12 protein-coding genes are annotated in these 15,774 nt (G+C 39.1%); all 12 read left to right on the top strand.

Going from position 1 to position 15,774, the window contains the following annotated elements:
* Nucleotides 1-474: 474 nt before the first annotated feature.
* The 12 genes from ACT29H_RS11160 to ACT29H_RS11105 all read left to right on the top strand — a co-directional run bounded on the left by ACT29H_RS11160 (nt 475) and on the right by ACT29H_RS11105 (nt 15,674).
* A complete protein-coding gene (locus ACT29H_RS11160) occupies nt 475-1,239 on the top strand; it encodes a polysaccharide biosynthesis/export family protein (RefSeq protein WP_444821712.1) in 765 nt (254 codons plus the stop codon).
* A gap of 3 nt (nt 1,240-1,242) precedes the next feature.
* Nucleotides 1,243-3,594: a polysaccharide biosynthesis tyrosine autokinase gene (locus tag ACT29H_RS11155; protein ID WP_444821711.1), complete on the top strand. Its 2,352-nt coding sequence runs from the start codon at nt 1,243-1,245 to the stop codon at nt 3,592-3,594.
* On the top strand, nt 3,578-4,834 hold the full coding sequence (locus tag ACT29H_RS11150; protein WP_444821710.1) for an O-antigen ligase family protein: 1,257 nt from the start codon (nt 3,578-3,580) through the stop codon (nt 4,832-4,834). Before ACT29H_RS11155 ends, ACT29H_RS11150 begins: the two co-directional genes overlap by 17 nt.
* On the top strand, nt 4,809-6,191 hold the full coding sequence (locus ACT29H_RS11145) for an MATE family efflux transporter (RefSeq protein ID WP_444821709.1): 1,383 nt from the start codon (nt 4,809-4,811) through the stop codon (nt 6,189-6,191). The genes ACT29H_RS11150 and ACT29H_RS11145 overlap by 26 nt, the downstream gene beginning before the upstream one ends.
* 98 nt (nt 6,192-6,289) lie before the next feature.
* Nucleotides 6,290-7,552, top strand: a complete 1,263-nt coding sequence (locus tag ACT29H_RS11140) for a glycosyltransferase (RefSeq protein ID WP_444821708.1) — start codon at nt 6,290-6,292, stop codon at nt 7,550-7,552.
* On the top strand, nt 7,545-8,375 hold the full coding sequence (locus tag ACT29H_RS11135; RefSeq protein ID WP_444821707.1) for a glycosyltransferase family 2 protein: 831 nt from the start codon (nt 7,545-7,547) through the stop codon (nt 8,373-8,375). The genes ACT29H_RS11140 and ACT29H_RS11135 overlap by 8 nt, the downstream gene beginning before the upstream one ends.
* Nucleotides 8,376-8,424: 49 nt before the next feature.
* Nucleotides 8,425-9,588 (top strand): sugar-transfer associated ATP-grasp domain-containing protein, encoded by a 1,164-nt coding sequence (locus ACT29H_RS11130; RefSeq protein WP_444821706.1) that lies wholly within the window; start codon nt 8,425-8,427, stop codon nt 9,586-9,588.
* 19 nt (nt 9,589-9,607) lie between these two features.
* Nucleotides 9,608-10,786, top strand: a complete 1,179-nt coding sequence (locus ACT29H_RS11125) for a sugar-transfer associated ATP-grasp domain-containing protein (protein WP_444821705.1) — start codon at nt 9,608-9,610, stop codon at nt 10,784-10,786.
* A 4-nt stretch (nt 10,787-10,790) separates the two neighbouring features.
* Nucleotides 10,791-12,014, top strand: a complete 1,224-nt coding sequence (locus ACT29H_RS11120; RefSeq protein ID WP_444821704.1) for an asparagine synthase-related protein — start codon at nt 10,791-10,793, stop codon at nt 12,012-12,014.
* Nucleotides 12,011-13,147, top strand: a complete 1,137-nt coding sequence (locus tag ACT29H_RS11115; RefSeq protein WP_444821703.1) for a glycosyltransferase — start codon at nt 12,011-12,013, stop codon at nt 13,145-13,147. The genes ACT29H_RS11120 and ACT29H_RS11115 overlap by 4 nt, the downstream gene beginning before the upstream one ends.
* Nucleotides 13,144-14,235 carry a glycosyltransferase family 4 protein gene (locus ACT29H_RS11110; protein ID WP_444821702.1) on the top strand — a complete coding sequence of 364 codons (1,092 nt, stop codon included), beginning with the start codon at nt 13,144-13,146 and terminating at the stop codon, nt 14,233-14,235. Before ACT29H_RS11115 ends, ACT29H_RS11110 begins: the two co-directional genes overlap by 4 nt.
* Nucleotides 14,232-15,674: a glucosamine inositolphosphorylceramide transferase family protein gene (locus ACT29H_RS11105; protein WP_444821701.1), complete on the top strand. Its 1,443-nt coding sequence runs from the start codon at nt 14,232-14,234 to the stop codon at nt 15,672-15,674. The genes ACT29H_RS11110 and ACT29H_RS11105 overlap by 4 nt, the downstream gene beginning before the upstream one ends.
* Nucleotides 15,675-15,774 lie beyond the last annotated feature (100 nt).

Raw genomic sequence — 15,774 nt, 5'->3', positions numbered from 1 at the left:
AAGATGGCATTGCCGGTACAGATTGATACATTCTTCAATATTCTTATGCTCCAATGAAACGAGCATGGCGATTTGGACCACAAAAGAACATGTATAAATTTTGGTAAGCCATGCGAGTTCCATTATACCAATGAAATAGATAAATTTTATACTAATGAAATTGGATCGCCAAAGATAGCCCGTTTGGAAGGTCTTTTATGGTGATGAGAGGGGGTTGGAAAGTTTGTTTATCCTAAAATAAAAATCTTTCACCCCGTCAAGTTACTACTTTGTCAAATGAATAATCTTTTTCTTTAATTGGTTACCTAGTGGTATTGTGTTAATATAACTGATTGCTTGATAGAGCCTAATAAGAGGCATACAGGAACTTTTTATCCCGGTTTTAGGGATTCTCCGTATCTACTACTGATAAAAAACAAATTGACATTGTGGCTAAACCTTCTCTATTTTTGTTAAAAACAAAGATTAAATAGTATGCGAAAAATATTAATATTCAGCCTAATTATTGCGATTTCATCGGGATGTATGACCCGCCGAAAAATGGTTTATGTTCAGGATAAAGGAAATAAAAAAGATTTGGGAGTAGAATTCCTGAATGAGCAGAAACGAGCGCTTATTCAGACGTTTGATGAGTTATATATCAATGTCAGCAGTTTCAATGAAGATAATCCGGACATGCTTTCTGCCGGGGAAGTCCGAATGGGCGGAGGTAACAGTACCGATTATTCCCTCATATCCTATCAGGTGGATGAAGAGGGAAACATAGATTTACCTCTATTGGGTAAAACCTCTGTTGCCGGAAAGACGGTGGATCAGGTGGCCATGGAAATACAGGAGGAACTTAAGAGTTATTTTTATTCACCATCGGTGAAAGTATCTTTCGTAAATAAGAATGTTACAGTGATAGGGATGGTTGAAAATCCGGGCCGATACTTTTACTCCGGTGAAAATATAAACATTTTTCAGGCCCTTGGTTTGGCAGGTGATATTCAAGAGTATGGTGATCGTAAAAAGGTGGTGGTTATCCGCGAAAGCAATGGCCGCATTAGAAAAAACACCATCAATTTAACGGATAAGAATCTTTTTATCTCTGATTTCTATTACCTAAAATCGGGAGATGTGGTGTATGTGGAACCATTGAACAGAAGAATCTGGGGTATTGACCGAGTTCCGTTCTCTTTAATTCTTTCAGCGGCTACAACTTCATTGTTAATCATCGATTATATTAAGGAGGACTAATTTATGATTCAGAAAAATCAAGTTTCTGATGACGTGCGAAATGTGTTTCGCCGTCTAGCTAAATATTGGAAACTATATCCAGTTTTTCTGGTTGTTTTTATTGGATTGTCCTACTTTTATTTAAAGACGAAACCTTATATCCATGAAATGAGTGCCAAACTGGTGGTACATGTTCGTGAGAGAGGGGTTCAGGATCCCAGTTCATTTATTCCTGGGTCGGAATTATTTGCCGGGCGAAACAATTTTGAAAACAGCTTACTCACGATTCAGGCATCACCAATTATACGCGAAGCTATATCCAAGTTTAACACTCGGATAGAATATTATAAGTCAACGGCATTCTTTAAGGATGAAGAACTGTATAATTCCACTCCGTTTAAAGTGGTGATTGACGGCTCTTTCCCTCAACTAACAGGGGTTTATTATAATTTGGAAGTATTGTCCAAGGAGCGCTACCGGCTATTTATTCAGAAAGGTTCCGGAGGTGTTTATGATTTTATAAATCAATTATTTACCAGTAAAGTTGAAGGGTTGGAGTATTCGGTCTATGGTGAATTTGGGAAACCTATTGAGAGTGAGTATTTTAAGTTTACTATTTTTTGGGAAGGAGAAACGATAAATGAGGATGAGAATAGTTATAAGTTTCGGATATTAACGGATGATCAGCTTGTGGCATCCTACAAAAGTCGGCTGATATTGGAACCTGCCAACTTAAACGGAACCGTCATTAATGTAAGTATTAGAACCGGTAATCCTTCCAAAGGAATGGATTTTCTTCAGGCTTTTCTGGAAACAGTCATTGAGAATAACCTGGAACGTAAAAACCATATTGCCAATTCAACCATTGATTATATTGACCAATTGTTGGAGTCGGTGTCTGATTCTCTAAAGAGGGCCGAGCGAACGCTCCAGCAATATCAGTCGGTGCGCGATGTTTTGGATGTGAGTCAAAGTGCCGAAAGGCTATATAGTGAACTTTCCAAAGTGAGAGATCAAAAACAAGAGTTTGAATCGCAGGTTGATTATCTTCAATATCTTTCCGACCAGATCTCCAGAGATGACGATTATACCGAATATTCTATGTCGGCCGTGATGGCCTTGAACAATAATTCATTGAGTATTCTTATGGAAGAGTACATTGGTTTGGTAGGTCAGCGAACCCGATTAATCGAAAACCAACAAACCAAAAGTCCACTATTGAGTCAAGTTGAAGGACGCATCAGTAACCTGAGAAAAACCATTCGGGAGAATGTGCGGTATGCATTAAATATTGCAGAGCAAGATCTGAGAAAAACGGAGACCCGGCTGGCGGGAATTGAAGAGCAAATTCGAAAATTGCCCGAAACACAAAGAAATCTGCAAATTTTTCATCGCGATTTTCGCCTCAACGACGAGACTTATACCTATTTGATGCAGAAGAAAGCGGAAGCGCAGATTGCAAGAGCTTCTAACCTTCCCGATTATGAGGTGTTTGATCCGCCGTCTTATTCCGGATTGGTTAGTCCTAAATCAAAAAAAATAACCGGGTTTGCTGTTTTTCTGGCCTTGTTATTTTCTACCATGATCGCTTTAGTTTATGATAATATATATGGTAAGGTAAAAGATGAGAAGGATTTCTTAGATCTTGATGAGGTTTCTTTTCTTGGTGAAATATTGCACACCAGATCCTTGAAAAAATTATTGGGAGATAATCAGTTTTCTTCACAGGCAGAGTCTATTCGTACTCTTAGAAGTAATCTTTTAGCCTTTTGTAAGGACGGGAATATTCAATCCAGCCGATCAGAACTGATATTGATTTCTTCTTCGGTTCAGGGTGAAGGCAAAACGTTTACTTCCTATTTTTTGGCTCGTTCTCTATCCAAGTTGAAAAAGCCGACACTACTTATTGAATTGGATTTAAGACGTCCCCGTTTGGTGTCGGCTTATGCCCCTGAGTTGAGAAAAAAATCAGGACTGGTTAATTATGTAAATGGGGAAGTCGATTTGAAGAGCATTATTTATCCTACTTCAGAGGAGGATTTTTATATAATCCCATCGGGAAATATGCCCTCCAATCCAAGTGAGATACTTGAATCTGAAAAATTCAGGGAAATGTTGTCCGAAGTTAAAAAGCATTTTGATTATGTGGTATTGGATTCAGCCCCGCTTATCGTAGCAGATACAAGGGCAACAATTCCTTTGGCCGATGCTGTTTTGATGGTAACCCGGGCCGGTTATACCCCTCTGACTGTATTGAAAAAGACCATACACAATATGAAAGAGTTTAAAGCCAAAAAGGTAGGCTTAATTCTTAATGATGTATCTCTGGGGTTGAACCGGCGATATTATAACTATAAGTATGGTTACAGAAAATAATAAACGTGTATATTCTTTTAATTTTTGGGGCCATTGGTATTTTATTGCATTGGTACTTTCCCCGTTAATCTGTTTTGTGGATTACTATACCGCTAAACAAGGTTTTGGGCGGATATACGGTAGTTCCATTGTTGTGCTAGCGCTGATGTTGTTGTTGGGACGGGGTACACAAAATGTGATTTTTCGGAATTACCTGCCGGTAGGTATTTTATTGGCGCTCTATTTTATGACATGGGATCTTGTTTTATGGAAGGATACCATAGCCAGAAAAGGAATCTTTTATGAGTTTTTTCTCAATCGTACGCTTCAAACAGTCGCGGTATTGTTTGTTGTCGATAATTTAAGGTTCTCAGAGAAATTGATAGAGACTTTGGTCCGGTTGATGAAGGGATTAATTGTGTTGGGGGCCCTTGTTTCCTTATTGCAGGTGATTTATGATCCCTTTTTTTTCACACCAGCCAAATTCAAAGAATCCATGTTGCATTATGATTGGGGGACCAATGTGCTTCAGGTGAGAAGATTATCTATTTTTGGCTTTACGGATGTTAACGATGTGGGTTTGTCTTTTTTGCCAATAGTAGCCTTGGTTGTCGGGTATGAAATCAAAGAAAAGAACAGGATTCCCGTACTAATTCTGATTTTATCATTTTTTATTGCAGTGGTGAATAATTCACGATACATACAGCTTGGTTTTTTTATTGCAGCAGCCCCTGCCTTGTTTTATCAAAAAAGAATTATCAGAAATTCAATAGTCGCCATCATTGGGTTTGCAGTATTGGCATTAATGATGGGGCTTGTGCTTCAGTTGGTGGGATATGATGTTTCCCAATATATTGATGAACGATTGCTTGATGAAGCAGGAGGTAATACTCGGTTGCTGGCATTTGAAATTTTCGGCCTGTTTTTTCCCGACAACCCTTTTTTCGGGACCGGACAGCACCTGACTGAAGATGTCCTTGTTGCTATTGCCAATCGATCCTCACAAATCCACGTGGGATATTTGTCACTCCTGTTTTCATATGGAATCGTTGGGACCTCTATTGCCGTTCTTTTTTGGGGATTAATAACAGCAAGGTTGTGGGCAGTAGCTAAGAAGTCCGGTTTTTATGGAAGTTTTTTCGGATTTATGGTGTTTTGGTGGGCAAACGTAACGATGGTCTATTATTGGATCTTTACGTTTGGACTCATATTGTGTTATTTGTTTGCATCTTATTATGGCTCAAAAGAAGAATCTGTTTAATATTGTTAAAAAGCGGTTTTTAAAATCGGAAACCAAAAGAGGAGAAGGTCTGAAGAAAAATATTCTCGGCCTGCTAGCTTTACGTGGGGTGGATGTGGGTATCAGTTATCTTCGTTTTCCGTTAACATTAAGGTTTTTGGGCACAGAACTGCATGGCGTTTGGTTGACTGTTGGGGGAATCATCAATTGGTTTGGCTTTTTTAATATCGGATTGGGAACCGGTCTTAGGAATAAACTGGCTGAGGCTTTCGCCCAAAAAGATACAAAATTGGCCCGGTCTTATGTTAGTTCCACTTATGCCATTATTAGCATGATAAGTTTTCTAATGCTGATATTGTTGATTATAGGTGCATTAACGCTTAACTGGCCTAAGATTGTTGCTATTTCAGACAGCTACGAAGGGATGCTTGTTTCTACGCTGTTAATCGTGTTTTCCTTCTTTGCCATACGTTTTGTGCTGAAGTTGATAGGGATAATATTGGTTGCAGATCAGCGCCCTGCACTAAGTCAGATGTTGCAGTCCATTTCCAGTGTGTTGTTTTTTATTGGCATTTGGATAGCGTTAAAATACCGGATTATGTTTGGAAGTCTGGTGGTGGTTGGCGTCTTGTCTAGTGGTTCGGTATTGATGGTTCAGGCGATTGCTTCCATTATTTTGTTTTCGGGTCGATACAAAAAAATACGGCCATCCATCAGGTACGTGGATTGGCATAAATTCCGAAGCCTTGCCTCTGTGGGCATTCAGTTTTTTATTGTCCAGATTTCAGTAATTGTGATGTTTTCGACAGATAATATTATTATTTCTCAAATAACCGGACCTTCTGATGTTGTGCCATACAATGTGGCCCGAAAATTTTTCGGGATAACCGAGATGTTGTTTATGATTGTATTAGAACCGTTTTGGTCGGCATTTACCCAGGCATTTGTGAAAAAAGAGTTTCGTTGGATTCGAAAGTCTATTAATCAGTTGCTGGTGTTGTGGGGGATTTCAGTGTTGGGAAGTTTAATCATGCTTGCCTTATCGGGATGGGTGTACCGAATTTGGATCGGTGAATTAGTGAAGGTGCCATTTCATCTATCAGTGCTGATGATGTTATTTTTTACCATAAAAACGTGGAATAATATTTTTGTTTATCTCATTAATGGAGTTGGAAAGATCAGATTGCAGCTTTACATGTCCATCATAATAGCCTTAATTAATATTCCTGTTTCTGTCTTTTTTGCAAAGCATATGGGAATGGGATCTGGAGGCGTCATTCTTGGAACAATTCTTTGTCTTGCTTTTGGTGCTGTTTTACACCCCATTCAATATAAAAAGATCATAAACGGGACCGCCCGGGGAATCTGGAATCAATGAGTTGAGTTTGTTGTAAATACAATGAATTTCAGGAGAATAAAAGGATAGTGTAGTACTGTCGTTTAAAATCAGTAAGTTTAATATCTAACCATATCACAATGCATGTTGTTTTTTTAAATACCAATCAAACCAAAGGTGGGGCGGCAGTTGCAGCACATCGATATTTTAATGCCTTTCGTAAGGTTGGTGGGAACACCACATTTGCGTCTTTGAATGTGGAAAAGCCGGGTGAAGGCATCGTCAGTATGAAACCTTCGTGGCCGGTACGTAAACTAGTGAAATATTTATTTAAACTGGAGCGAAAAAAAATTTCTAAAAGAAAAATACCGGGCGAAGGTTATTGGTCGGTTTCTTTGCTCCCTCGTTTTCAATTTCGGAGAATTAAAAAGTTGAAACCCGATATATTGTGTTTAAACTGGATTAATGACGAATTTTTGTCGGTAAAAGAAATTGGTAAGTTCAAAGTCCCTATTGTTTGGGCTTTTCATGATGTTTGGGCGCTTACAGGCGGATGTCACTATCCGGGCGATTGTGAGGGATTTCAGTCGGGGTGTGGGCACTGTCCTAAATTGAAATATCCGCATCAACATGATTGGAGTCGCTATTTATGGCGAAAAAAATATGAAAATTGGAAGGACTTGGATATCACAATTGTTTGTCCCAGTAACTGGATGGCCGATATGGTTAGAAAAAGCGGGATGTTTGGAAAAAGGCCTCTTGAGGTGGTTCCTTATGGCATTGAACTGGAAACATTCAAGCCGATGCCATCAGAGGTACTTCGCAAATCGTTGGGAATAAAGCCTCATCAAAAGGCATTGTTGTTTGGTGCGGTGAATTCTCTGCATGACACCCGTAAAGGAGCTCATTTGCTGATAGAAGCGCTCTCCAAACTTGAGGGAAGGATACCAGCTGAAGATTTGGTTTTTCTGGTTTTTGGAGCTAAAGAATCACCCGTGCTTGAAAAGATTCCATTTAGGGTTATAAATCTTGGTTTTATTCGGGAGAAAGAAGAGCTGGCAAAATATTATGCTGCCAGTACGGCTTTTGTTTTGCCTTCATTAGAGGATAATCTTCCCAATACGGTATTGGAATCCCTGGCCTGTGGAACACCTGTAGTTGCGTTCGATATTGGTGGAATTTCTGATATGATTGATCATGAAAAGAACGGACTGCTGGTGGAAGATACTGATACCAGATTATTGGCTGATGCATTGGAGCGAATGGTGACTATGCCGGTTGATACCTACAAGTCCATGCAAGTAGCGGCAAGAACGAAAATGGAAGAACAGTTTTCACCCGAAATTGTCGGAAATAAATTAAAACAAATATTTGGATCTATTACCCAGCGAAATTATGAATAAAATAAATCTACCTAAGGTTACAATAGTAACCCCTTCATATAACCAGGCAGAATTTCTGGAGGAGACCATACTTTCAGTACTGAATCAAACCTATCCCAATATAGAGTATATTGTGGTGGATGGAGGCTCAACCGATGGCAGTGTGGATATTATCAAGAAGTATGAAGATCGTTTGGCTTGGTGGGTCAGTGAACCCGATAACGGGCAGAGTGATGCTATAAATAAAGGGTTTGCTCATGCCACCGGGGAAATATACAACTGGCTTAATTCTGACGATATTTTGTATGCAGAAACGGTTAGTATTGCGGTTCATTTTATGCAAAAATATCCAAACTACGAATTGGTCTATGGCGACAGGGTCGTTATAGATAATAAAGGAAGAATAGTGGATGTTTTTGAGCCGGTGGCGGTGTCAAGAAGAATGGCCAGGTTTGCCCTACGAATACCGCAGGAAACGACCTTTTTTACATCTCGTATTTGGCATAAGGTAGGAGGATTGAATGAGTCATTGCATTTTGTAATGGATTCGGATCTTTGGTACCGCTTTCTTGATGAAACACGTTTTTTCCACATCCCCGTATTTATGGGGGCTTATCGTAATCATGAAGAGTCTAAATCGGTGTATGGCTTAGGCAAGGAAAAGTCAGATAAAGCCATGGAAGAGATCTACTATTTGAGGAAAAATTATAGTAGTCTCTTATCCCGAATATCTCTGCTGAGAAAAATGGTTCGTTATTTTAACCTAGTTCGCCAAGCCTATGAAAAGAACAGACGAACTCGACGGCTGATTAAGGAAGAGGTTAAAAATGAGATTTATAAGTGATGAATTGTCTCCAGACTTGTTATTAGTTGAATTTTAAAAAATGCCGGACATGAGCACCAAAACTAAAATGGTAGATTTTACCTATAAGGCGATGAGAACTGCTGCCGCCAAACTGTATTATCTGAGGTATGATCTACAGTATATGGATCAATATTCGGAAAAGAAACACTACATTCCTAAAGAATTTCGAATAAATAATGACCTGTTTCGGCAGTATCGCAAAAAATGGTTGCCCTGGAGTGATTCCTTTTTGATTTCTAAAAAAGAACTGGAGATTTATTGCTTTTATGGCAAGAATAGGAGTATCGATTTTATGCCCAGTAGTGTTTATTTTACTACCATAGATCCCATACTGAACGATAAGCAGATGTCGTGGGGTTATTCTGAAAAAGGAAATTACGCCAAACTGTTCGGCATTGACAATGAACCGTTATCTATTCTTCGATACATCAATGGTCTTTATCTCGATTTTGGGGGCAATATTATCAATGATCCGGAGAAATTTTTAGATAACAAATTAAAATCTTATAGTAAGATTTTAATAAAACCAGCGGTGGATTCATGGGGCGGGAGAAATATTATTGTGTTTGAACGTGACAAATCGGGTCAATGGAAATGTTTGAATCAGAAGATTGAACTGGATTTAAAGTATCTGGTAAAATTTTATCAAAATAGTTTCGTTATTCAGGAATTTTTGGAGCAGCATCCTTACTATGAGAGGTTTAATCCTTCGTCTTTTAATACCATCCGGATTTATTCCTATCGTTCACCCGTCGACGAGACGGTACATATTCTTCATTCTATTTTAAAAGCCGGACAAGCGGGTAGTGTGGTTGATAACCTTAAGGCCGGAGGTGTGGCTTTTTACATAAAACCGGATGGGACCGTTCTTCCCGGAAAAACAATGGAGTTGGTTGCATCTAACACGCTCCCTAATGAGCCTGAAACACAGATAGAGGACTTAGATAAGGCTCCTGGTTTTGAGGAAATGCATGATTTGGTAAAAAAAATCACGTTGCAACTGCCTTATCACCGGTTGGCAGCCTTCGATATTAATATAGATATTTCGGGACGTCCTAGATTGGTTGAGCTTAATTTATCAGAAGCGGGAAATGGAGTTCAAATATTTGGATATCCATTTTTAGGGGAATTTACCGATGAAGTGATAGAATATTGTAAGTCGAAAAAGAAAATTGATTTTTTGAGAATTTAATTAAATAGAACTGAATATAATGGCATCTGATATTAAATATTTGTTAGCAAAAAAATATAAGAGAATTTTGGGGCTGGGGTATGGAGGTGCGAAAAAGTTTTTGAGGGCCTTTTCCGGGTATTATACTTTTTTTAATTCTTATCTGGAGGGCTTGAGATTGTATACAGTGATGAAAACGGGTCCAAATGTTATAGATAAACAGGACCTCAAAATGTATAAGGAAAAATGGAAGGCTTTGTCATCCAGGGTTCCTGCTCTCTTTATGAATGTGTATCCTGCCTTTTCGCAGGTCAAGAGTTCTGATTATGTTCCTGATAGTTTATTCTTTACCCATATAGAGCCTATGCTCAATAATGTTGAATACTCTCGCAGTTTTGCCGATAAGAATTTGTATCACTTATTGATAGATCGGGAAGTATTGCCGGATGTTTTTTTGCGTAAAATCCACGGAAGGTATTATGATTCAGCATACTGTGAGGTGGTAGATGTGGATGATTGGTTGAAACAACTGGCTGCCGAACATCAACGAGTTGTATTTAAATATGCGATTGCATCGCAAGGGGGAAAAAATATTTCTATTCTTAAAAGCAACGGGCAAGGTTTGTTTTGTGATGAAGAACCTGTTAATCGGAAATGGCTGGATGAAAGAATGGGAGATAACTTTTTGTTTCAACAATTTGTTGTACAGCATCCATTTTATGCCGGATTTAATAAATCATCGTTGAATACGGTGAGAGTTTACACCTATCGGTCGGTAAAAGATGAATCGGTTCATGTTCTTCATAGTATTTTGAGAGTGGGGAAGGAAGGAGCCTGGCTGGATAATATCAGTATGGGGGGAAAAGCGTGCGGAGTTACTTCAGACGGAAAACTTAATGGGGTGGTTTGCGATATTGACGGAAATGTCTATGACAGCATCGGTGTTGGGGAGGCAAAACAGGGCACCATTTTGTATCACTATGACCAAATTGTAGAAATTGCAAAAAAAATAGCCGAAAAACAGTTTTATACCCGATTGATAGGTTTTGATTTTTGTGTTGATTTTGAGGCTCAGGTACGATTAATCGAACTGAATAATTTCGATGTGGGAGTTGATATTTTGCAGCAATGCAACGGACCTTTATTTGGTCCGTTTACCGATGAAATTATCCAATATTGTCGGATGAAAAGAAAATCATTCAGGCATATAATTCGTTAAAAGAATGGAACAATACTCAAAAATAATGTCCTTCCTTGAATTGGGATACTTTCTGGATTATCCGAAACAAATCGTTCGACTTCCGAAAAATATTACCCAATGGAGGCAGCATGATTTAACTCAAGAAGAACTTTTTAAAACAGTTCGGCAAAGGTTACTGAAATCATTTGCCGCAGCCTTTTCTCCAGGGCAAACCTGTGTTGTCCCCTTAAGTGGCGGACTTGACAGTCGAGCCGTACTGGGGGGATTGCTTCAGTTTACCGATGCCTCAAACATTGTTACATATACTTATGGAATACCCGGTTCGTTTGATTATGAAATTGCAGCGCGGGTGGCCAGATCGGTAGGTGTCAATAATATTCAAATTCCTCTGGAAAAGTATGATTATTCGCTGGATGAATTATTGGATGTTTCCAGAAGCATGGATCATCAAACGCTATTGTTTTACCATGCACCTTACAGAATTATAAAGCGTGATTTTTCAAGCAGTGTCCATTGGTCGGGATTTCTTGGAGAAGCTATAACAGGCGATCATATTCGTGGAATTTTGGCGCGGTCGATGAATGAGGCTGAATTGAAATTTCTGGATGGTAACGCTTTTGTAAAGGGGGCTGATCAACGATTACTTGAAGGTGGACGAGCCTATTCCTACGAGAAATTAGTGAGACCCTTGCCGGAACAGGGATTTCTTACTTATGAAGAAGGCTTAGACCTATTAAATCGTCAGAATAAGTATATTGCACCACATGTCATGTTGAACGGGTTTGATCATAGAGCACCATTCAATGAACCTGAATTAATAGGATTTTTTTTGGGACTTAAAGAGGAGCAAAAGCGGGATCAGACATTTTTTAAAGAGTTCCTGCAATGGTGGAAGCCAAATCTTTTTGCGCTACCGGTTAAAAATAATTTAGGATTGCCTCTTGGAGCATCCGGATGGAGAATCCAGTTTAGAAAAAAAATGTTTGGGGTTAAAAAAAGATTGGGGCGGTGGAAAGATCCAAATATCAATTATTTCAATTTTTCAGAAAGACTCGTTGTGGATGATAAGTTCAAAAATCTGATAAAGTCGCAGTTGAGCGATCTGCAGCAACGCAAAATTCTACCCGAAACCATAAATCCCGATATTTTGTGGCAAGAAACTCAAAACAACATCCAAAATCACGGAAACCTAATCCTGGGACTTGTTTCTCTTGAAATTCATTTAAAAGCAGGGAAAAAGTTATGAAGAATCAAAGAATGTTATATGTGGCAGAAGTGCAGCTTCCGGGCCGAAAAGCCAGTAGTATCCATGTGATGCGTATGTGCAGAGCATTTGCCCTACAGGGAATAAAGGTTAAACTTTTGGCCTTTAGTTCAAAGCAATTTACCAACAAACAGGAATTGTTCCGCTATTATGATGTGGAAGATTGTTTTGAAGTTAAACTATTAAAAAGCCCAGGAACCGGTCGTTTATCTGCTTTCTACTTGGCATTCAGAGCTGTGATGGAAGTTTTGTTTTATCGTCCGGATATAGCTTATACCAGATCGCCCGTATCATCTTTCTTTTTTTCCTTCCTGAGGTGTCGATTTGTGTATGAGGCACACGTCCTCTTACATCATACCGGACATAAATGGCTGGCCTCTTTTTTTCGCCGTTTTTCTAAAGCCCATCGATTTTTGGGGATGGTGGCCATTTCCTCTGCTTTGAAAAATTTATACGTGGAAAGGGGGACTCCTCCTGGAAATATTTTCGTGGCTCATGATGGTGCCGATGCAAAACCATTAGATGTCAAAGGTGAATTGAAGGGGAGTTTGCCCTTTAATGCAGGATATTTTGGAAATGTTTACAAAGGCAGAGGGGTTGATATTATTATCGGAATGGCACATAGAATGCCCGGAGTAGGGTTTCATATAATCGGGGGATTATCAGATGATATAGATCCCAGGTATGAAATTCCTGACAACCTCTTTTTTTATGGATTTCTCCCACCTTCTGAGGTTCATTTGTATCGCAATGCCTGTGATGTGTTACTGGCTCCTTATCAACCGGAAGTTTTTGTCTCCGAAAAAAAAGCTTATTCTACCAGTTCATATATGTCACCCTTAAAGATATTTGAATATATGTCGGCATGTAAACCTATTATTGTTAGTGATATGCCGGTGTTGAGAGAGGTGTTGACGGAAGATTGTGCCATGCTGGTGCCCCCTTCCGACGAAAGCAGATGGGTGGGGGCCTTGGATCTTTTAACGAATAATGAGGTAAAACGAAAGGCTATAGCAATGAAAGCTTATGACCACTTCTGCGATCGCCATACCTGGAACAAAAGAGCGGAAGCCATTAATAAATGGATACTTGAACGTGAAAAAAACTACTCATGAGAATTTTAATGATCATAGAAAGTTTGCGGGACGGAGGGAAACAGCGACGACTTGTGGAACTTTTACGTGTTCTTTCAAAGCAGGGTGAATATCAGGTATTGGTTCTTTTGTTGAAAAACGAGGTGCATTATGAAGAGATATATGGTTTTCCCAATGTTGAACTGGTTTATTTAAAAAGGCAATTTAGGGCAGATCCCCGTGTTGCCTGGTCTTTTTTCAGGAGAGCAGGGCAGTTTAATCCAGACCTGGTTCATTCGTGGGGGGGGTTGCCAGCAATTGTCGGATTGCCTTATATCTTGTTGTACAAAAAGCCATTTGTTAATGGAATGATCGCCAACTCCCGGTTGCGTTTCTTATCGGCCGACTGGTTTCGGGTAAGGTGTACATTCCCCTTCTCGGATGTTATCATTTCTAATTCGGAAATAGGACTTCAGGTATATAAAGTTTCGAAAAATAAAGGACGCTTGATACGAAATGGGATTAATTTTGATCGAATGGTGAATGTTCCGGAAAATGAAGAAGTCAGACAACGATTGGAAATTAGGAAAAATCTGAAAGTGGTGGGAATGGTCGCTACTATCGACTGGAGAAAAAATTTCTCTATGTATATGAAGGCTGCCGGATATGTCCTCGATAAAAGAGATGATGTAGTATTTTTCATTGTTGGGGACGGTCCGGATAAGCAACGAATCAAGGAAATGGTTCCTTCAGGGAAAGAAAAACATTTCATTTTTACAGGCAAGGTGAGAAATGTGGAGGATTATGTATCCATCTTCGACGTAGGTGTTTTGGCTTCATTTGGGGAAGGTACGTCCAACAGCCTATTAGAGTATATGCTGTTTGAAAAACCGGTGGTGGCTACCAACGTTTTTGGGATAAATGAAGTGGTTCAAGAAGGTAAAAGTGGTTTTTTAGTGCCGCAGGACGATTATGAAGAAATGGGCAAGAAGATCATTACACTATTGGATAACAAAGAACTATCTCTGAAGTTTGGTAGGCAAGGAAGAGATATTGTCTCCTCAATATATTCCATTGATCAGATGGTGACGGGATATGAAAATATTTACAAAGAAGTAGTTAAACTATGAAGCATCAGCTGATTGTCATCTTTGAGCATAAATGGGTGGCCCGCTGGGTTGCAAATATGCTTATTGAATATTCAAAAGATAATAATGTAGAAGTCAAGGTACTTATTAAAAATCGACGGAAAAAGGGGAGTTTTTTTCCTTTTATGTTTTTCCCAAAGTCCATCAAAAAAGTTTTTGAACCCGTTGATTTGACAACCTTGTTTCCTGTAGTTTCAGAAATAAATGGAACACCATTCGTGGCAATGGATTCTCAAAAACATCAAAATAGTATTTTAGAAATTACTAAGGATACGAATGGAGTATCAGTTCAAAGAGGAAATAAAATAATAGCAAGTGGTATTAGCGGTTTGTGGTTTTTTTGGCTTTATTTTCTTGCTCAGGCACGTCCGCTTGTCTTGAACGAGCTTGGGCGAGAAAAATGTTATCAGGCTTTTTTCCAGGTTAGAAGTTATACATTGGGTAAAAACACTGGTTTTTTAAGACATAACTTGGAACGGGTTTTCGATTATTTGATCTATGGGCAACCGCATCGATTGTGTTTGGCGCAATTGTCTGATATAGAAGGTGGAGCTTTTTTGAAAGTGCTGAAATTTCCCTTCTGGGATTTTTTTCAAAAATTTCGGGAAAATTACCTTGTTCCCAGATGGAGGCTAATCATCATGACTGTAGAGTCCTTGAAGCTTATGAAGCGTGTTCGCGGAGAAGTTATTTCTCCCCCCAAAGGGGTTGAGTGGGCTGATCCTATGTTGGTCGATGCAGGGGATAATTTATATCTTTTCATTGAAGAGGAAGTGAACGAAAAAGGACATATCTCGGTTACGACTTTGGATCGAAATACGCTAAAACCTTTAGAAAACCCATCAGTGGTGCTTAACCTGTCCACCCACCTTTCCTATCCTTTTGTCTTCTCAGAAAAGGGCCAATGGTACATGATCCCAGAAAATAGCGAGGGAAACAATTTGACCATTTACAGAGCTCTTCATTTTCCGGACGTTTGGGAGCCATTCAGAACGGTTTTTGAAAATGAGAAATGGGTGGATACCACACCATTTTACCATAATAATAAATGGTGGATTTTTTCAGTTAAAAAGCCTAAAGCATATGCTTCTTCGTACCAGGATTTGTATTTGTTTTATACCGATGATATTATTCAGGGGAAATGGGTTGCTCATCCCCAAAATCCCGTGGTTTCTGATATCAGACATGCCAGACCGGCAGGGCCGCTATTTAATTTTAATGGGAAATTGTATCGGCCGACTCAAAATTGTCTTCACAAATATGGAGGGGGGATGAAATTATGCCGAGTAGATATCTTATCAGAATATGAGTATTCGGAGTCGGTTGAAGGAGAATTTCTTTTCCCATGGTACAGTAAATTGTCTTCTTTTCACACTGTGGCAGTTAACAATGACCGTTTAATGGGAGATTGTTATTATTAAATGAAACGAGTATGACGATTTTTGCCACAATAAGTGTATTTATAAATTTAGGGGTGTTGTGCAAGTTTCATTGTGATAATGTTTTAGGTAGGTTATGTGC

Source organism: Thermophagus sp. OGC60D27, from assembly GCF_052400625.1.
In the GTDB taxonomy this organism is placed as follows: domain Bacteria; phylum Bacteroidota; class Bacteroidia; order Bacteroidales; family Marinilabiliaceae; genus Thermophagus.
The sequence above is the reverse complement of the archived record's forward strand: the minus strand, read 5'-3'. Positions and strand labels throughout refer to the sequence as shown.

Excerpts from the sequence above, each read along its gene's own strand:
- ACT29H_RS11160 (WP_444821712.1), top strand. The coding sequence starts at position 475 with ATGCGAAAAATATTAATATTCAGCCTAATTATTGCGATTTCATCGGGA.
- ACT29H_RS11155 (WP_444821711.1), top strand. The coding sequence starts at position 1,243 with ATGATTCAGAAAAATCAAGTTTCTGATGACGTGCGAAATGTGTTTCGC.
- ACT29H_RS11150 (WP_444821710.1), top strand. The coding sequence starts at position 3,578 with ATGGTTACAGAAAATAATAAACGTGTATATTCTTTTAATTTTTGGGGC.
- ACT29H_RS11145 (WP_444821709.1), top strand. The coding sequence starts at position 4,809 with ATGGCTCAAAAGAAGAATCTGTTTAATATTGTTAAAAAGCGGTTTTTA.
- ACT29H_RS11140 (WP_444821708.1), top strand. The coding sequence starts at position 6,290 with ATGCATGTTGTTTTTTTAAATACCAATCAAACCAAAGGTGGGGCGGCA.
- ACT29H_RS11135 (WP_444821707.1), top strand. The coding sequence starts at position 7,545 with ATGAATAAAATAAATCTACCTAAGGTTACAATAGTAACCCCTTCATAT.
- ACT29H_RS11130 (WP_444821706.1), top strand. The coding sequence starts at position 8,425 with ATGAGCACCAAAACTAAAATGGTAGATTTTACCTATAAGGCGATGAGA.
- ACT29H_RS11125 (WP_444821705.1), top strand. The coding sequence starts at position 9,608 with ATGGCATCTGATATTAAATATTTGTTAGCAAAAAAATATAAGAGAATT.
- ACT29H_RS11120 (WP_444821704.1), top strand. The coding sequence starts at position 10,791 with ATGGAACAATACTCAAAAATAATGTCCTTCCTTGAATTGGGATACTTT.
- ACT29H_RS11115 (WP_444821703.1), top strand. The coding sequence starts at position 12,011 with ATGAAGAATCAAAGAATGTTATATGTGGCAGAAGTGCAGCTTCCGGGC.
- ACT29H_RS11110 (WP_444821702.1), top strand. The coding sequence starts at position 13,144 with ATGAGAATTTTAATGATCATAGAAAGTTTGCGGGACGGAGGGAAACAG.
- ACT29H_RS11105 (WP_444821701.1), top strand. The coding sequence starts at position 14,232 with ATGAAGCATCAGCTGATTGTCATCTTTGAGCATAAATGGGTGGCCCGC.